16 protein-coding genes are annotated in these 18,204 nt (G+C 71.4%); 8 read left to right on the plus strand and 8 right to left on the minus strand.

Annotated features, from left to right (window positions below; translation table 11 throughout):
• Positions 1-430 precede the first annotated feature (430 nt).
• Positions 431-2,557 carry a DEAD/DEAH box helicase gene (locus BR70_RS0102155; protein WP_027464729.1) on the plus strand — a complete coding sequence of 709 codons (2,127 nt, stop codon included), beginning with the start codon at positions 431-433 and terminating at the stop codon, positions 2,555-2,557.
• Positions 2,558-2,677: 120 nt separating this feature from the next.
• Here BR70_RS0102155 and BR70_RS0102160 read toward each other — a convergent pair whose 3' ends face one another.
• Positions 2,678-2,950 (minus strand): mycoredoxin, encoded by a 273-nt coding sequence (locus tag BR70_RS0102160; RefSeq protein ID WP_027464730.1) that lies wholly within the window; start codon positions 2,948-2,950, stop codon positions 2,678-2,680.
• Positions 2,951-3,017: 67 nt separating this feature from the next.
• On the opposite strand from BR70_RS0102160, the gene BR70_RS19100 reads away from it, so the two are divergent.
• From BR70_RS19100 to BR70_RS0102175, 3 genes are read left to right on the plus strand one after another with little or no spacing between them, the layout of a single operon-like run.
• Positions 3,018-3,347, plus strand: coding sequence for a PadR family transcriptional regulator (locus tag BR70_RS19100; protein WP_035807666.1), 330 nt, complete (start codon positions 3,018-3,020; stop codon positions 3,345-3,347).
• A complete protein-coding gene (locus BR70_RS23520; protein ID WP_027464731.1) occupies positions 3,344-4,156 on the plus strand; it encodes a hypothetical protein in 813 nt (270 codons plus the stop codon). The genes BR70_RS19100 and BR70_RS23520 overlap by 4 nt, the downstream gene beginning before the upstream one ends.
• A complete protein-coding gene (locus tag BR70_RS0102175; protein WP_027464732.1) occupies positions 4,153-5,682 on the plus strand; it encodes a CYTH domain-containing protein in 1,530 nt (509 codons plus the stop codon). The genes BR70_RS23520 and BR70_RS0102175 overlap by 4 nt, the downstream gene beginning before the upstream one ends.
• 105 nt (positions 5,683-5,787) lie before the next feature.
• Here BR70_RS0102175 and BR70_RS0102180 read toward each other — a convergent pair whose 3' ends face one another.
• Both BR70_RS0102180 and BR70_RS19105 read right to left on the minus strand, forming a co-directional pair.
• On the minus strand, positions 5,788-7,959 hold the full coding sequence (locus BR70_RS0102180) for a S9 family peptidase (protein WP_027464733.1): 2,172 nt from the start codon (positions 7,957-7,959) through the stop codon (positions 5,788-5,790).
• Between the two features lie 29 nt (positions 7,960-7,988).
• On the minus strand, positions 7,989-9,188 hold the full coding sequence (locus tag BR70_RS19105) for a Fic family protein (RefSeq protein ID WP_035807669.1): 1,200 nt from the start codon (positions 9,186-9,188) through the stop codon (positions 7,989-7,991).
• Positions 9,189-9,298: 110 nt separating this feature from the next.
• On the opposite strand from BR70_RS19105, the gene BR70_RS0102190 reads away from it, so the two are divergent.
• Positions 9,299-10,498: an amidohydrolase gene (locus tag BR70_RS0102190; RefSeq protein ID WP_027464734.1), complete on the plus strand. Its 1,200-nt coding sequence runs from the start codon at positions 9,299-9,301 to the stop codon at positions 10,496-10,498.
• A gap of 166 nt (positions 10,499-10,664) precedes the next feature.
• On the opposite strand, the gene BR70_RS0102195 is transcribed toward BR70_RS0102190, so the two are convergent.
• Complete coding sequence (locus tag BR70_RS0102195) at positions 10,665-11,555, minus strand: aminodeoxychorismate lyase (RefSeq protein ID WP_027464735.1); 891 nt, start codon at positions 11,553-11,555, stop codon at positions 10,665-10,667.
• Between the two features lie 68 nt (positions 11,556-11,623).
• Positions 11,624-11,974, minus strand: a complete 351-nt coding sequence (locus BR70_RS0102200; RefSeq protein ID WP_027464736.1) for a tryptophan synthase subunit alpha — start codon at positions 11,972-11,974, stop codon at positions 11,624-11,626.
• 64 nt (positions 11,975-12,038) lie between these two features.
• On the opposite strand from BR70_RS0102200, the gene BR70_RS19110 reads away from it, so the two are divergent.
• The gene (locus BR70_RS19110) at positions 12,039-12,563 is read left to right on the plus strand and encodes an 8-oxo-dGTP diphosphatase (protein WP_197019600.1); all 525 of its coding nucleotides are present in this window, start codon (positions 12,039-12,041) and stop codon (positions 12,561-12,563) included.
• Between the two features lie 17 nt (positions 12,564-12,580).
• On the opposite strand, the gene BR70_RS0102210 is transcribed toward BR70_RS19110, so the two are convergent.
• The 3 genes from BR70_RS0102210 to BR70_RS0102220 are packed head-to-tail and all read right to left on the minus strand — an operon-like array spanning position 12,581 to position 16,271.
• Complete coding sequence (locus BR70_RS0102210; RefSeq protein ID WP_027464737.1) at positions 12,581-12,868, minus strand: hypothetical protein; 288 nt, start codon at positions 12,866-12,868, stop codon at positions 12,581-12,583.
• 27 nt (positions 12,869-12,895) lie between these two features.
• Complete coding sequence (locus tag BR70_RS22025) at positions 12,896-14,530, minus strand: ABC transporter permease (RefSeq protein ID WP_051596532.1); 1,635 nt, start codon at positions 14,528-14,530, stop codon at positions 12,896-12,898.
• A 52-nt stretch (positions 14,531-14,582) separates the two neighbouring features.
• A complete protein-coding gene (locus BR70_RS0102220) occupies positions 14,583-16,271 on the minus strand; it encodes a cation:proton antiporter (protein ID WP_027464738.1) in 1,689 nt (562 codons plus the stop codon).
• A 115-nt stretch (positions 16,272-16,386) separates the two neighbouring features.
• Here BR70_RS0102220 and BR70_RS19120 point away from each other — a divergent pair, with 115 nt between their 5' ends.
• Both BR70_RS19120 and BR70_RS0102230 read left to right on the plus strand, forming a co-directional pair.
• Positions 16,387-17,643 carry an inorganic phosphate transporter gene (locus tag BR70_RS19120; protein WP_035807670.1) on the plus strand — a complete coding sequence of 419 codons (1,257 nt, stop codon included), beginning with the start codon at positions 16,387-16,389 and terminating at the stop codon, positions 17,641-17,643.
• Positions 17,643-17,939, plus strand: a complete 297-nt coding sequence (locus tag BR70_RS0102230; protein ID WP_027464739.1) for a hypothetical protein — start codon at positions 17,643-17,645, stop codon at positions 17,937-17,939. Before BR70_RS19120 ends, BR70_RS0102230 begins: the two co-directional genes overlap by 1 nt.
• Positions 17,940-18,204 lie beyond the last annotated feature (265 nt).

Genomic DNA, 18,204 nt, shown 5'->3' on the forward strand with positions numbered 1-18,204 from the left:
GAGGCGCGGGTCGGGCCCGCCACGGGCCTCCCGTCCGCCGTCGCGACGCGCGCGGGCAACGCGCCGGTCGCCTCTGTCGGTGGTCCGGGAGTAAACTGAGCGCGCACGCACCGCGTTCCCGCGTGCCGCGTCGATTCCGGACGCAGCCGTCGATCACTTGATCGACGCGGGGACCGGGCCGTGACCGCCCCGAGGGGGCATCACGTGCGTGTGACGACGCCGGATCCCGGCGCGGACCGTCCGAACCTGCTCCCGGCAGGTGCTCGTGTGGAACGGCTCGCGGGAGTCCACCGGACGTCCCGATGCGGGGACCGGCGATGCGGTGGGCCACGGTGGCCCGCAGCCGAACCGGAGCCGCGCCAGGCCCCGGTGCAGGACTTCCCGCCCCACGGGCGGATCGCCCCGACGTGTGGGCGGAACAGGAGGAGCGTTGGCTCGATCAGGCACCCGGCGTGCTGCCGGCGGGACGCGGACCGCGTCACGTCGCACCAGGCCGCTGGACAACGACGGCGTCATCCCCGTCCTCGCCCGCGCTGTGCGCGAGGTCGAGGCCGCGGCACAGCGCGGACCGCTCAAGGCATCGAACCGGACGAAGTTCCAGGCGGTCGCCCTGCTCATGCGCGAAGAGCGCGCGCGGGTGAAGGCCGACACGGAGCTCACCGACGCGCAGCGCGCCGAGCAGCTCAAGCGGCTCGACGGCGTGGCCACGATCCTGGCGAAGACGGCGGCGCGCGACACCAGCGTCATCCAGCTCCTCGCCGAAGAGGTCCAGGTCTCCGAGGCGACGCGTGCGGTCAAGCGCGACATGATGATCGCGGGCGGCATGGAACTGCAGCCGGAGGACCTCGTCATCGCGTCCGAGCCCGCCGCGATTGTCGAGACCCCGGTGCGGGCCGTCGTGCCGCAGGCGGTCGTGCAGCGCCAGCTCGCGAACCCGTTCATGCCGCCGGACTTCGCCCTCGCCGACCAGCCCGTCGCACACCCGCGTCGCCTGGCGAACTGGGAACTGTTCGGACCGCTGTTCAAGTCGTTCGAGTACGGCGCGGGCGGGGGAGCGGCGTCGATGCCGCTGCCGGAGCCCACGACGCTGCACTCGCGCTCGGGCACCACGCTCATGAAGCACCAGGCGGAACTCGTCGCCGCCGCCGCGCAGGGGCACCGCACGTTCCTGCTCGCCGACGAGCCCGGCCTCGGCAAGACCGCACAGTCGCTGCTCGCCGCAGATGCCGCGAACGCGTTCCCGCTGCTCGTCGTCGTGCCGAACGTCGTCAAGACGAACTGGGCGCGTGAAGCCGAGCGCTGGGTGCCGAACCACCGCGCCACGGTGATCCACGGGGACGGCAACGACCTCGACGGGTTCGCCGACATCGTCATCGTGAACTACGAGATCCTCGACCGGCACGCCGGGTGGCTCGGCAACTTCGGGTTCAAGGGGATGGTCGTCGACGAGGCGCACTTCATCAAGAACAAGGACTCGCAGCGCGCCCGGTTCGTGCTGCAGATCGCCGAGCGCATCCGGCAGCGCACCGCCGCGCCGCTGCTCATGGCGCTGACCGGTACCCCGCTGATCAACTCGGTCGAGGACTTCCGCACCATCTGGGAGTACCTCGGCTGGATCGACGACAAGAAGCCGCGCGCGAAGCTCATGAACGAGCTCGAGGAGATCGGTCTGACGCCGGCCGATCCCGGGTTCTTCGTCGAAGCCCGCCGTGCCGTCATCGACCAGGGCATCGTCCGACGCCGCAAGGTCGACGTCGCCGCGGACATCCCCGCCCGCCGGATCGCCGACATCCCCGTCGAGCTCGACGGTGACGAGGGTCGCTCCATCCGCGACGCCGAGCGCGAGCTCACCGCGAAGCTCGTCCGTCGCTACCACCAGGCAATCGACGCCCGCACCGGGCAGGACCCGGTCGTCGGCATCGACCACAAGCTGGTCCGCCAGGTCGCGCGCTGGGAGCTCGAGGACCAGGACGCCTCGTCGACCGGCGAGAACGTGTTCTCGATGGTCCGTCGCATCGGCCGGGCCAAGGCCCAGCTCGCGGCCGACTACGCGGCACAGCTCGCCTCGAACGTCGGCAAGGTCGTGTTCTTCGCGAAGCACCTCGACGTGATGGACCAGGCCGAAGAGGTGTTCGCCCGTCGCGGGCTGCGCACCGCCACGATCCGCGGCGACCAGAGCCCGACGCAGCGCACGGCCGAGATCGACTCGTTCGTGAACGACCCCGACGTCGCCGTCATCGTCTGCTCGCTGACGGCGGCCGGTGTCGGTCTGAACCTGCAGGTGTCGTCGAACGTCGTGCTCGCCGAGCTGTCGTGGACGAGCGCCGAGCAGACCCAGGCGATCGACCGTGTGCACCGCATCGGACAGGAAGAGCCCGTCACCGCGTGGCGCATCATCGCCGCGCAGACGATCGACACCAAGATCGCCGAGCTCATCGACTCGAAGGCGTCCCTGGCCGCCCGCGCGCTCGACGGTTCGGACGAAGAGGTCGTCGACTCCGGTGACATCCAGCTCGACGCGATGGCTGCGCTGCTGACCGAGGCGCTCGGCGGCTAGCGCCGGCGCGCGGCGCGTCCCGCGCGCGGCCCTGACAGCAAAACACCGGTGTTCGCACTCTGAACCGCGTCATGCGCGTGTTCGGAGCGTGAACACCGGTGTTTTGCGGAGGGCCGCCGCTCAGATTCGGGACTGCACCTCGGCCAGGGACGGGTTCGTCGCCGTCGTGCCGTCGGGGAACACGAGCGTCGGCACGGTCTGGTTGCCGCCGTTGACCTCAGCGACGAGCTCGGCGGTGCCCGGGGTCTGCTCGATGTCGACCTCGGTGAAGGGCACCCCGGCCTTCGACATCTGGTTCTTCAGCCGGGCGCAGTAGCCGCACCACGTGGTGGTGAACATCGTGACGCCGCCGGCTTCGGGCGTGAACTGCTCGCGGGTGATCGTGTCGCTCATCCCTGCAGGCTAACCCGTTCTCCTGAGGGGGCTTGTGCGGCTTGTTCTACATAGGTAGTTTGAGCGCATGGAACCCATCCGGCGCGTGACCGCCTCCACGCTCGACGTGCTCGACGCACTGCTCGCCAGCGACGGGCCGACCTGGGGGCTGCTCGTCATCAAGGCCACCGGTCGCCCCGCGGGCACCGTCTACCCCATCCTCGAACGGCTCGAGCGGCAGGGGTGGATCACCTCCTCGTGGGACGACGACGCGGAGCGGTCAGGGCCACGCCGGCGGCTCTACGAGTTCACCGCGGACGGAGTCCGCGCCGCCCGAGGCCTGCTCGCTGCGCGCCCGGCCGAAGCACCGGTCCGTCCGAGCCCGAGCCGCCCGACGAACCGGCCGGTGACCTCGTGAGTGCGCTCGACCAGGCGCTCGTCGGCATCGCGGTCGCGGTCTCACCAGCCGCCCACCGTGATGCCCGACGCGAGCAGTGGCTCGCCGACGTGCGCGACGCCGAGCAGCTCGACCTGTCGTCGACCGCGCTCGCGCTCGGTGCCCTGACCACCGCGCTGTTCCACCGACGAGCGCCGCACCGCACCTCGTGGGGGAACACCGTGACCGCACCGCCCACCCAGCTCGATCGCATGCCGCACACCGTCCGGACCGTCCCGGTCCTGGTCGCCGTCGCGGTCGTCTCCCTGATCGCGTCCGGTGCGTGGCTCATCGTGCAACCGAACGGCGGGTACAGCAGCCGGACCGACGTCGTGCTCGCCACGGCCGGTACCTGGACCCTGGTGTTCTTCGTGCCCGGTGCGGCGATCGCGCTCGCAGCCCTCGTCCTGCGCGCTCCGTCGGGTCGCCGACGTCTCGGCGCGAGCATCGTCCTCGCCGCGGCCGTCGGTGGAGTCCTGCAGCCGCTGCTCACGCCACCGACAGACCTTCCCGTGGGCGGGCTCCCGCTGATCCTCGCGCTTGCAGGCTGGTTCGTCGCCGTCCGCGTCCGACGCGGCGCCTGGCTCCTCCTGTTGCTCCCTGCCGTGGTCTTCGTGCTCGAGTGGAACGGGGTGCTCTTCTCGATGGTCCCGTTGCGCTGGAACCCCTTCGCGGTCACGCTGCCTCCGCTGAGTGCTGTCATCGCCGGGTACGTCGCGAGCCGGTTCTCCACAGAGCCACGCCTCGTGGTCGAACCGCAGGCCGAAGCCCTGGTAGACAAGAGCGTGTGAGCCACACGCACCTCGAGATCGAGCGCACCTACGACCTGCCCGAGGGCGGTGCCCTCCCCGACCTCGTCGGCGCGGGCGGCATCCTCCGCACCGAGCACCAGGAGCCGTTCGAACTGGACGCGACCTACTGGGACACCGAGCGGTACGACCTGGTGGCCGCGCGGGTGACCGTGCGCCGCCGCACGGGCGGCCCCGACGCCGGCTGGCACATCAAGCGCTCGGAGTCGGACACGGTCCGCCACGAGCAGCAGTTCCCCCTGACCGACGACGCCGACACGGTGCCCGACGAGGTCCTCGCCGCGCTCTTCACGGAGCGTCGCGGTCGCGGGCTGCGTCCCGTCGTCCGGATCACCACCACCCGCACCGTCACCCGACTGCTCGACGAGGACGGCGACCAGATCGCCGAACTCGCCGACGACCAGGTCACCGCCCAGCGCCTCGACGACGACGCTCCGGAGACCCCGCGCACCTGGCGCGAGGTCGAGGTCGAGACCGTCGACGGCGTCGACCCGCAGATCGCCCACGAGCTGTTCGCGGCCCTCGACGGGCGCTTCGCGGCCGTCGGCGCCGGCCCCGCCGCCGTCGCGTCCAAGCTGGCACGCGGGCTGGCAGGAGCACCGGCACCGCGCCTCCAGACCGAGGAGAAGCCGGCCAAGGGCACGACCGCACGCATCCTGGCGAAGCGGGTGCGCAAGCTGCGCGTCGCGCTGCTCGGCCAGGAGGCCCGGCTCCGCTCCGGCGACACGGCCGACCTCCGGCAGGCGGCCGACACCACCCTCGAGATCGCCGCGATCCTGGGCGCCTACCGCCCGGCGTTCCCCCACGGCGAGGCCGTCGACCGCGCCGCCGAGGCGGCGGACGGCCTCGCGGGCGTCACCGCGCGTGCGGCGCTGGCCGAGTACCTGATCGACCGGTTGCCGCGGGCGTCGTCGCCGGCGCAGGACGACCTGGTCGACGCGATGACCCGTGAGCGCATCCTCGCCTCGACCCGGGAACGTCGCGACCAGGCGGTGCGGGACGTCGTCGCGTTCCTGCACGGCGAGCCGTTCCTCGAGCTGCTCGACGCCCTCGACGACACTGCCGAGCGCCCGGTGCCGACGGCGTGGTCGCTCCGCGCACCGAAGCAGGTCGCGCAGGACGTCGGCGCCGACGTGAAGCCGCGTGTGCGCGAACTCGTCCGGGCGGCCGTCGCCGACGACACCTCGGACACCGCTGCCGAGCGCGAGGCCGCCGACCGGACCACCACCGAGGCCGCGTGGCAGGAGACGATGCGCGCCCGGATGGCGATGGACGTGCTCGGCGACGACGCGTTCCCGCACGCCCTGTGGAAGCGGATCGGCACCGCGGCCGACGTGCTGACCGAACGGGTGCGGTCCCTGCACGCCCTCGACATCCTGCGGGCGAACGCGGCGATCGCGGAGCGCGGGGGTGAGGGCACGTTCGGGTACGGGGTGCTCGCGGGGGACCGGGTGCGCCTGGCCGAGGAGTCCTACGACGAGGCGGTGCACGCGCTCAACCGCGTGTGAGCGGGGTGCGTGCACCGCGTGCGCCGCTGTTCGCTTGGTGAGCAGAAGAGGTCGGGTCCCGCGTTCGGACCCGACCTCTTCTGCTCACGAAGTGCGCGGTGCGGGTCAGCCCGCGGCGATCGGGTTGGCGGTCGCGGCGGCGGGCGTCTCGTCGGCGAGCCCGAGCACGTCGAGCAGCCAGGCGAGTTCGAACGCCCGCTCCTTCCACGACGCGTAGCGACCGCTGACACCACCGTGGCCGGCGGACATCTCGGTCTTCAGCAGCACCGGAGCGCCGACCTTGCGGAGCTTCGCGGTCCACTTCGCGGGCTCGACGTAGAGCACACGGGTGTCGTTGATCGAGGTCACAGCGAGGATCTGCGGGTACTGCACATCGTCGCGGACGTTCTCGTACGGGGTGTACTCGCTCATGTAGCGGTAGACCTCGGCGTCGTGCAGCGGGTCGCCCCACTCGTCCCACTCGATGACGGTGAGGGGCAGGTCCGGGTCGAGGATGCTCGTGAGCGCGTCGACGAACGGCACGGCGGCCAGGATGCCGGCGAACCGCTCGGGGGCGAGGTTGGCGACCGCACCCATCAAGAGTCCGCCGGCGCTGCCGCCCTCGGCCACGAGCCGGTCGGCGCTCGTCCGGCCGGACTCGATCAGGTGCTCGGCGACCGCGACGAAGTCGGTGAACGTGTTCTTCTTCGTCAGGGTCTTGCCGTTCTCGTACCAGTGCCGGCCGAGCTCACCGCCACCACGGACGTGCGCGACGGCGAAGACGACACCGCGGTCGAGCATCGACAGGCGCATGACGCTGAAGCCGGGGTCGATCGAGTGCTCGTACGAGCCGTAGCCGTAGAGGTGCAGCGGTGCCGGGGTACCGTCCTCGACGGCGTCCCGACGCCAGACGAGCGAGATCGGCACGCGGGTGCCGTCCGACGCGGTCGCCCAGTCGCGCTCCTGCACGTAGTCGGCCGGGTCGTAGCCGCCGAGCACGGGCTGGCGCTTCAGGACGGTGACCTCGCCGGTGGCCAGGTCGAGGTCGCTGACCTCGGAAGGGGTCACGAACGACGTGTACCCGATGCGGAGCGTCGGCTGCTCCCACTCCGGGTTGCCGCCGAACCCCGCCGAGAACAGTGCTTCGTCGAAGGGGACCTCGTGCGCGTCGCCGTAGCCGTCGCCCTCGATCGGGATGATCGCGACGCGGGGGAGCGCCTCGGACCGGTACTCCAGGGCGAGGTGTCCGGCGAAGGCGTCGACCGACTCGATGCGGCGCTCGGTGTGGTGCGCCACGACGACGCGGCGGTCCCGCTCGGAGGTGGGGTCGTCGGCGGGGACGTCGACGAGCTCGAAGTTCTCGGCGCCGTCGTTGTGCAGCACCAGGAACCGGTCGCTGCCGCCGACGATGGCGTGCTCGATCTCGTACTCGACGCCCTCGCGGCGGGGCCAGACGACCTGGAACTCACCGGTCGGGTCCGTGGCGTCGAGGACGTGCGCCTCGGACGTGATCTTCGAGCCGAGCTCGATGACGATGTACTGCGAGGAGCGGGTGACACCGACACCGACCCAGTAGCGGTCGTCGGGCTCCTCGAACACCAGGACGTCCTCGGACGCCGCGGTGCCGACCGTGTGGCGCCAGATCTTGTCCGGACGCCAGGACTCGTCGACCGTGGGGTAGAACACGTAGCGCCCGGCCGGGTCGAACGTGGCGCCGGCCCCGGTGTTCGGGATGGCGTCGCCGAGGTCGGTCCCCGAGGCCAGGTCGCGCACGTGCAGGGTGTACCGCTCGTCACCCTCGACGTCGATGCCGTAGACCAGGCGGGTGCCGTCGTCGCTGATGTCGTAGGTGCCGAGGGAGAAGAACTCGTGACCGTCGGCCAGCGCGTTGCCGTCGAGGACCACCTGCTCGCCGGGGAGCGTCGACTCGCCCTCGACGACGGCGGGCGGCGTCCAGTCGTCGGGGCCGGCGACGGGCACACGGCAGTGCACGCCGTACTGGCTGCCCTCGGCGGTGCGGGTGAAGTACCACCAGTCGCCCATGCGGACCGGTACCGAGAGGTCGGTCTCCTGCACGCAGCTCTTCACCTCGGCGAAGATGCGGTCCCGCAGCGGCGCGAGGTGCGCGGTGGCGGCGTCGGTGTGGGCGTTCTCGGCTTCGAGGTACGCCAGGGTGTCGGGGGATTCCTTGTCCCGCAGCCACTCGTAGTCGTCGACGAAGTCAATGCCGTGGTGGGTCCGTGTCACGGGCCGCTTGGCGGCGCTGGGCGGGGTGGATGCGGTGTGCTCGTTGCTCACCGTCCCACCCTATTCGCCCGCACCCCCGGTCAGGCCGCCGTGCGCTCGCGGCCGCCCACAGCGGCGTGCACCCGCTGCTCGAACGCCTCGAGCTCGGCGACCACGGCGGGTGCGACCCACGCGCGGTCACGGCGACGACCGGTGACCGGACGGAGCACTCCCGCCAGCACCAGGTCGTGCGTGACGCGCTCGACCTCGTCGGCGGTGAGCAGGGTGTCCAGGTGCGCTTCGGTCAGGACGGGGTCGTCGGCGAGTGCACGGCCGACCACGGCGTGCGGACCCGAGGCGCAGGGGCCTGCCGACAGGTCGGCGTCGTGCTCCTTGAGCAGCAGGGCGCTCAGCGTCGCCTCGTCGCACACCGTCCCGATCGCCAGGGCCAGGTCGACCACGAACCCGGTGACCCGGCCGTCGCGGTACTGCTCCAGGTGCCGGAAGTACCGCAGCCGGTCCGCCGCGAGCGCGGTGGCCACCGGTGCCGTGACCGTGGTCGTCACCCCGCGTCGCCGGAGCACGGCCCCGATCAGCGCCCGCCCGATCCGACCGTTGCCGTCGGTGAACGGGTGGATCGACTGGAACTGCGCGTGGGCGATCGCGGCCTGGGCGATCGGGTGCAGGTCCACGCGGTGCACGAACGCGAACAGGTCGGCCATCAGCGGTGCCACGAGCTCGGGCGGCGGTGGCACGTGGACGGCGTCGCGGGGCGTGGCGCCGCCGCCGATCCAGTTCTGCACGTCGCGGTACCGGCCGGCGTACCGTCCGTCGACCGGGTCGTCGCGCATCAGCAGGCGATGTGCCTCGAGCAGGGAGGCCTCGGTGACGGTTCCCGAATCCGCTCCGGACACCAGGTGCTCGACGGCTCCGCCGACCCGGACGACCGCGGTGGCACCCGCGTTCGCGCGGATGCCGACGAGTGCCCGCGCCAGGTCGTCGATCGTCGCGGACTCGTCCTCGATCCGCGACGACGCCAGGGCGTCGGTCCGGCCGAGCACCGACCCGGGCGGTGCGAGCCGCGAGCCGTGGTGGACGTCGAGGGTGCGCAGGGCCGTGGTGCTCCGGTCGAGCAGCGCGACGGTGTCGTCGTCGGGCGTCCACCGAGCCCTCGCGATGGACGGGGGCAGCGACACCTGCACGGTGGTCACCAGCCGGTCGTCGCGGCACCCGCGGACGGTGCTCCGCCACGGTCGCTCGCTGCGTTCGTGCGTGGGCCAGGTGTCGATCCGGTGTGCCATCCCGCGACGGTAGAACCACCCGGACGCTCGACGCCAGGAATCGGTGTTTCGCCCGCTCGCCGCCGCCCGCCCGCCCACTCGCGCCCCGCCCCCCGCGTACCGTTGGTGCCATGAGCAACTCCTTCGCGATCACCGGTGCCCACGTCGTCCCCGTCTCCGCCCCCGCCTTCGACGGCGGCGCGGTCGTCGTCGAGGACGGCCGGATCACCGCGATCGGTCCGGACGTCTCCCCGCCCGAGGGGATGACGGTCATCGACGCCGCGGGTTCGTGGCTCGTCCCCGGCTTCGTCGAGGCACACGGCCACGTCGGCATCCACGAGGAGGCCAACGGCGAGGCCGGCAACGACACGAACGAGATGACCGCGCCGAACATGGCCGGCGTCCGGGCGATCGACGCGATCGACATCGACGACGAGGGCTTCCGGGATGCGCTCGCCGGCGGCATCACGAGCATCGTCGTCAAGCCCGGCTCCGGCAACCCGATCGGCGGTCAGAGCGTCGCCATCAAGACCTGGGGCGGCCGCACGATCGACGAGCAGCTCATCTCCGACTCGGTGAGCGTGAAGAGCGCCCTCGGCGAGAACCCGAAGCGCGTCTACGGCGGCAAGGGCCAGACACCCTCGACCCGGCTCGGCGTCGCGAAGATCATCCGCGACGCCTTCGTCGAGGCGCAGAACTACCGGGCCGCCCGTGACGCCGCCGCCGCGAAGGACGAGCCGTTCGCCCGCGACCTGACGAAGGAGACGCTCGTCCGGGTGCTCGACGGCGAGCTCGTCTGGGACCAGCACACCCACCGCCACGACGACATCGCCACCGCGATCCGCCTGTCCGAGGAGTTCGGCTACCGGCTCGTCGTGAACCACGGCACCGAGGCACACAAGATCGCCGACGTGCTGGCCGCCAAGGACATCCCGGTCATCTACGGCCCGCTGTTCACCAGCCGCTCGAAGGTCGAGCTCCGCGACCGCGGCATCCCGAACCTCGCCACGATCGCGGCGGCCGGGGTGCGGGTCGCCATCACGACGGACGCGCCGGTCGTGCCGATCAACATGCTCGTCGACCAGGCGACCGCCGCCGTCAAGGAGGGCCTGCCCGCCCAGACCGCACTCGAGGCGCTCACGACCAACCCGGCCGAGTTCCTCGGGTTCGGGGACCGCGTCGGTCGCCTGGCCGAGGGCTACGACGCCGACCTCGTGCTCTGGGACGGGGACCCGCTCGACGCGACCAGCCGCGCGACGCGCGTCTGGATCGACGGCAAGTCCGTCTTCACGTGGGCCGACGGAGCCGGCGTCACCACGCCGCGCTGGTAGCGAGCACGACACGGAACTGGAGGCGCGGTGCCAGCTGGCACCGCGCCTCCAGTCCGTCGTGGACCCACGCCCATTTCGCGGTGCGCGACACCTCGCGCGCGCGCCGCCCCGTGACGTGTCGCTCAGCGCGAAACGCTCGCGGCACACGCGCCGGGGCGCCGCGTGCTCAGACCTCGCGCGCCAGCAGGAAGTCGTTGATCCGCGTCGTGAGCTCGGCGTCGATCGGCCGCGCGTCGCCGTTCACCGAACGGATCGGCGCAGCCTGCCGCACGCTGGACACGAGCCAGAGCGCGTCCGCCGCCGCCAGGTCGGCGAGCGTGACGAGCTCGTAGGCGGTCTCGATGCCCTCCTGCTCAGCGAAGCGGAACACGTCGGCCTGCGTCGTGCCGGCCAGGATCCCGATGTCGGTGCGGGGCGTGACGAGCCGGTCGCCGACCTTCATGATCAGGTTGGCGCGCGTGCCCTCGAGCACGTAGCCGTCGCTCGAGACGAACAGGGCGTCGTCGGCGCCGCGGCGGACGGCCTCGCGCAGGGCGGCCATGTTGACGCCGTACGACAGCGTCTTCGCGCCCTGCAGCAGCCACGGCGAGGTGCGCTCGACGTCGTGCCGGTACCCCCGGTCCAGGACGACGACGGAGATGCCCTCGGTGCGTGCGGCCGTGGAGTCGCCCGACGGCGCGGCGTAGACCCACCCGGTCGGGCGGTCGGTGCCCTCGACGCCGCGGGTCAGGACGGTCTTGGCGAAGGCCTCGCGCACCGGGTCGAGGCGGGCGCAGACGGCTTCGATGGCCTGGCGCCAGGCCTCCGGGTCCGGGGCGGGCAGGTCGAGCATCGCGGCGGAGCGGCCGAAGCGGGCGAGGTGCGCCTCGAGGGCCTGGGGCCGACCGTCGATCACCGTGATCGTCTCGAACACGCCGTCGCCGCGCGTCACGCCGAGGTCCTGCACCTGGACGTGCTCCTCGAGCGGCTTCGCCCAGGTGAAGGCGTCGGCCGCGGGGTCGTGCGGCGCGGCGTCGCGGGAGGGCTGGTTGAGGACGGCGAGCACGGTTTCGGTCATGCATCCATCCAACCCCACGCGGGTGCGTGCGTGCGCGGGGCCGGGGTGTGCATGCGCCGACGCGTGCGTCAGCCCGCTTCGGGCAGGGCGCCCAGCAGCTTCCACACGGCGGGCGTCAGCTCGGGGTGCTGCAGCGCGATCCGGCGCAGCCGGTGGTACTCCTCGCCCAGCCTGGTGCCCTGCCCGGACGCCGGGTGGCTCGACCACTGCGCGTGCCGCTTGCCGATCGCCTCGTCCAGGTCGACGGCGTCCGCACGCAGGATCAGCACGACCTGCTCGTCGACGGTGGGGAGCGTCGGCATGAACTCCCACGGGTCCTCGCCCTGACGGCTCCGGTGCTCGACGAGCATCGAGATCTCCTCGGCGGCCTCGGCGCGCAGCACTTCGAGGCTGCGCCCGGTCCTGCGGGGCTCAGCCATGGTGCCCCCGCAGCACGCCTGCCATGGGAAAAGCGTACGACACTCCATCGGTCACACTGGACGCGTGACCCTTCGCGACGAGAGCAAGTCCCAGCATCCCCGGGTGGTGGTCGTGTACCTGCTGCGCGACGGCGAGGCAGGCCCCGAGGTGCTGCTGGGGGAGAAGCGCCGTGGCCTCGGCACGGGCCGTCTGGTCGGCCCCGGCGGCAAGCGCGAGCCCGGCGAGTCGGCGGTCGAGACCGCCGTGCGCGAGGTGCGTGAGGAGGTCGGCCTGCGGCTCGATACGGTCGACCTGGAGGCCCGTGGCACGTTGGACTACCGGTTCCCGTACCGGCCGTCCTGGTCCCAGGTCTCGGACGTCTTCGTCTGCCGCCGCTGGCAGGGCGACCCGTCGGGCTCGGATGAACTGGAGCCGCGGTGGATCCCCGTCGACACCGTGCCCTACGACGCGATGTGGGACGACGCCCGCTACTGGCTGCCGGGGGTGCTCGCCGGGGGCAGCGTCCGCGCGCGGTTCACGTTCGCCGAGGACGACGCGACGGTCGCCGGGTTCACCGGGACGGGCGTCGGCGTGGGCGTGGGCGACTAGCGCCTCGCTGCCAGCGGCTAGCGCGGCTGCTGGGTGCGGGTGCTGCCGGTGCGCGCTTCCTCGGCGGCGGCCATGACGTCGGCGTCGCCGCTCCGGCCGCCCAGGGGTCGCACGAAGAAGTCGATGATGCCGACGACGATCGCGCCGATCATCGAGAACATCGCCCACCCGACGAACAGTCCGGCGGTGCCGCGGCCGTCGGCGGGCGCGAGCAGGACGCTCGCGGCGTAGAAGCCGACCGTCAGCACGAGGAACACGACGACGACGGTGATGAGGACGCGGTGCCAGGTGATGCGGGGGTTCATCCGATCAGGATACGCGTCAGCGGCACCTCACCGGTCCGCGTGCCGGCCGTGCGGCGGCTCGTCCGACGTGTCGGACCGAGCCGGCGCCCTGGAGCCCTCGGAGCGTGGGACGGGACGCATGCGCGGTCCGGTCCCCGCGCCTCCCCCCACGTGCTCGGCCGTCACGTCGCTCCGCAGGCTCCGCGACGCGCCGGTACCGGCCCGCGTGGGCCCAGGCCGCTGCACCGGCCCGGTGCGGTCCCCGGGGCGCTGCACGGTGATGCGACCGGTCGGCGTCCCGCCGGGCTCCAGGCCGTCGCGACCGCCGGTGAAGACGTCACCGCCGGTGCGGTCGTCCTCCCAGTCGTCGTCCCGCAGCACGCTCAGTGTGCCGGTCTCGGTGGAGGTCAGGCCGTGGCGCTCGAGCTCGGCGTCGCGCTGCCCGCCGAGGAACTCACGGTTGGCGGTGTTGGCGTCCTGGAACATCGTGGTCCGGCCGGTGACGATCGCCCGGATCCGTCGGCGCTCCCACCACTTCTTGCCGAAGTACATCAGCACCAGGCCGGCCGTGGCGTAGCAGGCCATCGTGATCAGGCCGCGAGCCGGGCCGGGGCCGACGCCGTAGACCTGGTGCTTGATCATGTCGACCATGCTCGAGCCGACGACGACGTTGTTCAGCCAGGCGAAGGGCTCGGGCATGAACCACTTCGGGTAGGCGCCGCCGGACGACGGCATGGACAGGAAGACGAAGCAGATCATCGCGGGTGCGGCGATGAACCGGCCGACGAAGTAGCTCAGGCCGTTCACCGCCAGGCCGATCGCCACGATCCAGCCCCAGGCGATGAGCACGAGCTGGATCCAGTGCCCGTGGATGGCGCCGAGCACGGGCCCGGCGAGCGTGTTCGTGATGAGCGAGATGACGAGACCGCCGACCACGATGACCGTCATCCGGGTGCGGTGCCGGAGCGGGCCGCCCATGATGCCGATGAACATCGCGACCATGTAGCCGCCGATGCACCACGCGAGCATGACGTACATCGCGACGGTGCCGTACTCGTCCCACGCCGGCAGCGGTGCGAGCTCGGTGACCTTCGGGGTCGCCACGCCCAGGCCGGTCAGCACCGCGGTGAGGGTGGCCGGTACGAGGCTCGCGACCTGGAACTGGTGCGCGCTCGCCTTGAAGAACTCGTTCGCAGCGGGGTCGTACGCGACCGCCATCGAGCCACCCACCACGTCGCGCTTCGCCTGCGCGAGCGAGTCGTACGTGTGGAACACGAACTCGCCGGGCAACGCCTGCTGCACCGCCTGCACGAACGCCGGGTCGCTGCCGATCAGGGCGATCGGGACGTCGTGCGGGTGCGGGGCGTGGAACGCGAAGACGTAGCACAGGCAGAACCCGACGATGAAGAACAGCGGCATCCAGAGCTGCAGGCCGATCAGCTGCAGCGACGGGTGCAGGGTCGAGTACCACCGGCGGTAGGCGCCGTGCTGCTGGGGTGCGGGTACCGGAGCCTGTCGCCGGGGTCCCGAACGCGTGTGCCCGGCGACCTTGCCACCACGACGCGGCTTGGTCCCACGTGCGGAGGGCCGGGTCCCGCGCGGCTTCGGCGGCGTGGGACGGGAACCGCCGGGGCGCTCCGGTCCGTCGTCGTTCCTGGGGACGTCGTTCCGCGGCGTGCTCACTCGGCGCTCTGCTCCTGCTCTCGATCGGAGCGCCAGGATACGCCCGGGGTGCTCAGGAGCGACTGCGCGATGCCTGCGCCGAGTCCATCGCGAGCTCCTCGGCGTCGAGGGTCACGAGCACGCGGCGCATGACCTCCTCGTCGAGGTTCCCCTTCTCCCGCTCCTCGAGCACGATCTCGCGGCGGCGGTCGAGGAGCTCACGCCGGATGTCCTGGATCTGCGAACCCCGGAGGCGCAGTGCGACGTTCCGCCCCTCGTCCTCTTCTTCCTCGGCGTCCTGACGGAACGTCTCGGCCTGACGCTCGAGTCGCGCCTTCAGCCGGTTGACCACCGAGTCGACGGCCTCCGAGCCGTACTGCTTCGCCCACGCCGGACGCCGCTTCTCGAGCAGCTCGATCGCGGCCTCGGTCGTGCGCTGGTTGAGCCGCATCTCACTGCGCACGTCCTCCTCGCCCTCGGCCGGGTCCTGCACCTTGAGCGCGCGGATGACGAACGGCAGGGTGAGTCCCTGCAGCAGCAGGGTGCCGACGGTGACGAAGAAGGCGATGATGAAGATGGTGTCCTGCGCCGGGATCTGCGTCGGGCTCGCGACGACCGACACCGCTGCGGCCAGGGTCACCACGCCCCGCATGCCCGTCCACGAGATGACGGTGAGTTCCCGCCAGTTGAGCTTCGGCTCGGCGGAACCACGCATCCAGCGCAGCGACGGGTGCCCGCGGGACAGCTTGATCCGGAGCGGCCGGAGCCACTTCCCGTTGAACCGGTTGCGCGCGTAGGACTCGAACACGAACAGCGGCCGCACCAGGATCACCACCGCGAGCACGACGGCCGCAGCGGTGAGCGTCTGCCCGAGGCTCCGCTCGCTCTCGACCAGGTCCTGCACGACGGTGTTGAGCTGCAGGCCGATGAGCGCGAACACGAAGCCCTCGAGGATGACGTCGATGCTCGTCCAGAGCGGGCGCTCCTGCAGGCGGGTGGCGTAGCCCTCCTTCGGCGAGTTGTAGCCGATGTACAGGCCGGCCGTCACGACCGCGATGACCCCGGAGCCGGACAGGTCCTCGGCGAGGATGTAGGCGACGAAGGGCAGCAGGATGCTCATGATCGTCTCGACCACGGGGTCGTTGATGCGCATCCGGATCCAGTGCACGACGACGCCGAGCACGATGCCGACGACCAGACCGACGCCGATCGCCAGGCCGAAGATGCCGAGGTCCTGCCAGATCGTCAGCGACGTGCCCGCGATGATGAGCGTGAACACCCGCACCAGCGTCAGCGAGGCCGCGTCGTTGATCAGGCTCTCGCCCGACAGCACGGTCATGACACGGCGGGGGAGTCCGAGCTTCCGGCCGATCGCGGCCGCGGACACCGCGTCCGGCGGGGCGACGATCGCGCCGAGCAGGATCGCCGCCGGCAGGGTCATGTCCGGGATGAGCAGGTACGCCACCCCGCCGACGACCAGGGCGGTGACGATCACCAGGAAGATGCCGAGCCGTCGGATCTGCTTGATCGAGCCGCGGAAGCTCTGCCACGACACGTCGAGGGCCGCCGAGTAGAGCAGCGGCGGCAGGATCACCGTGAGGATGACCTCGGAGTCGATCTCCATCGGCGGCAGCCCGGGCAGGAACGAGGCGGCCAGGGCGACCGCCGTGACGAGCAGCGGAGCGGGGAGTCCCTTGGCCCGGGCGAACCCGGTCACCGCGAGCGATCCGATCAGCAGGATGAGGAGCTCAGCGGTGTCCATGGACGCATTCTCCCATCGGCATGGTTCCGAAGCTGAACGAGTGTGAAGCTGCGGTGAACAACAGGTTGCCGATCAGGTTTGCTCGAAGGGCCGACGCCTGGGACACTTGCCCGCGGTGGACATCACACTCATAGTCGTCCTGGTCATCGCGTTGGCCCTCTTCTTCGACTTCACAAACGGTTTTCACGACACCGCCAACGCGATGGCGACCCCGATCGCGACCGGCGCCATGAAGCCCAAGGTGGCGGTCACCGTCGCTGCGGTGCTCAACCTGGTCGGTGCGTTCCTCAGCACCGCCGTGGCGACGTCGATCTCGCACGGGTTGATCAACGAGGGGCCCGGTGGCGTCGCCATCAGCCCGGAGATGATCTTCGCGGGCCTGATCGGGGCAGTCGTCTGGAACATGATCACGTGGCTCCGCGGGCTGCCGTCGTCGTCGTCGCACGCACTGTTCGGCGGGCTCATCGGTGCCGCGATCGTCGGTGCCGGGTTCCAGTCGGTCAACTACGTCGCGCTGCTGACGGTGGTGATCATCCCGGCGTTCGCCTCGCCCGTGATCGCCGCGCTCGTGTCGTTCCTGTCGACGCGCATCGCGTACCGGATCACGAAGCGTCCGGTGTTCCCGAACGAGCGCGGCGGGTTCCGCATCGGGCAGGTCTTCACCAGCTCGATGGTGTCCCTCGCACACGGCACCAACGACGCGCAAAAAACGATGGGCGTCATCACGCTGACCCTCATCGCCTCGGGCGCGCAGTCGTCGAACCAGGGCGTGCAGTTCTGGGTCGTCGTCGCCTGTGCCCTCGCGATCGCCCTCGGTACCTACACGGGCGGTTGGCGCATCATCCGCACCCTCGGCTCGGGCATCACCGAGATCCGCGCGACGCAGGGCTTCGCCGCCGAGGCCTCGACCGCCGCGACGATCCTCGCCTCCAGCCACCTCGGCTTCGCGCTGTCGACCACGCAGGTGTCCTCGGGCTCCATCATCGGTGCCGGTCTCGGCCGTCGTGGCTCGAAGATCCAGTGGTCGACCGCCGGCAAGATCGTCATCGCCTGGTTCATCACCCTGCCCGCGGCTGCCGCGGTCGGTGCGGTCGCCTCGGGCATCGCCCGCCTCGGCGTCATCGGGCTGGTACTCGACGCCGTGATCGGTGCCGTCGTCATCCTCGGCCTGTACCTTTGGTCGCTCCGCAAGCCGCACGAGCAGGCCTCCGCGATCGAGGTCGACGTCGCCGCGAACGCGGTCCTGACGCGCAAGGAGCTGCGTGACATGCAGCGCAAGAAGCGTGCCGACGCGGTCGCCCAGCGTCGCGCCGAACTGAGCCGCGAGCGCACGCTCCGTCGCATGGCGGCCCGCAAGGGAGGCCGTCGCTGATGGGCATCGACTGGTTTGCATTCCTCACCGTGGCGCTCGTCGCCGTGGTCTCGTCGTGCTTCGTCGTCGCCGTGTACTCGGTCGGCCTCCGTCTCTGGAGTGCCGCCGACACCCGCGAAGGCAAGTTCACCGTGAAGGACGACGGCACGATCGGCCCGGCCACCGCCGGCTTCCCGAACCCGGCCGGAGCCTCGGCAGCGGCACGTGCGCTCCGTGCCGCGGCCATCGCGTGCTTCGTCGTGTGCGGCGCCGTCGTGCTCTACGGCATCTACCTCATCGTCCCGCAGTTCCACTGACGGGCCCGCTCACCGAGCGAGCAGAAGACGCCTGGTCGCCCTTCGCGACCCGGCGTCTTCTGCTCCCTCGTCGCGCGTGCGCCGCGTGCGCCGCGTGCGCTGCGTGCGCTGCGCGAGCGGGCGAAATGCCCGCGTCTTCGCGTGCAGGAACCCCGCCATCTCGCCCGCTCGCGTCCGGGGCGCGAGCGTGGACAGAGAAAACCGGGCGGAATACCGGCGTGCGTTGCCGAGGCGACCACGCCATTTCGCCCGCTCGCGCGGGCGG

The organism is Curtobacterium sp. UNCCL17 (assembly GCF_000686685.1).
Taxonomy (GTDB): Bacteria; Actinomycetota; Actinomycetes; order Actinomycetales; family Microbacteriaceae; genus Curtobacterium; species Curtobacterium flaccumfaciens.

Bases quoted from the DNA above. Each gene is read 5' to 3' on its own strand.
- BR70_RS0102160 (WP_027464730.1), bottom strand. From the start codon at position 2,950: ATGAGCGACACGATCACCCGCGAGCAGTTCACGCCCGAAGCCGGCGGC.
- BR70_RS19100 (WP_035807666.1), top strand. From the start codon at position 3,018: ATGGAACCCATCCGGCGCGTGACCGCCTCCACGCTCGACGTGCTCGAC.
- BR70_RS19105 (WP_035807669.1), bottom strand. From the start codon at position 9,188: ATGGCACACCGGATCGACACCTGGCCCACGCACGAACGCAGCGAGCGA.
- BR70_RS0102190 (WP_027464734.1), top strand. From the start codon at position 9,299: ATGAGCAACTCCTTCGCGATCACCGGTGCCCACGTCGTCCCCGTCTCC.
- BR70_RS0102195 (WP_027464735.1), bottom strand. From the start codon at position 11,555: ATGACCGAAACCGTGCTCGCCGTCCTCAACCAGCCCTCCCGCGACGCC.
- BR70_RS0102200 (WP_027464736.1), bottom strand. From the start codon at position 11,974: ATGGCTGAGCCCCGCAGGACCGGGCGCAGCCTCGAAGTGCTGCGCGCC.
- BR70_RS0102210 (WP_027464737.1), bottom strand. From the start codon at position 12,868: ATGAACCCCCGCATCACCTGGCACCGCGTCCTCATCACCGTCGTCGTC.
- BR70_RS0102220 (WP_027464738.1), bottom strand. From the start codon at position 16,271: ATGGACACCGCTGAGCTCCTCATCCTGCTGATCGGATCGCTCGCGGTG.
- BR70_RS0102230 (WP_027464739.1), top strand. From the start codon at position 17,643: ATGGGCATCGACTGGTTTGCATTCCTCACCGTGGCGCTCGTCGCCGTG.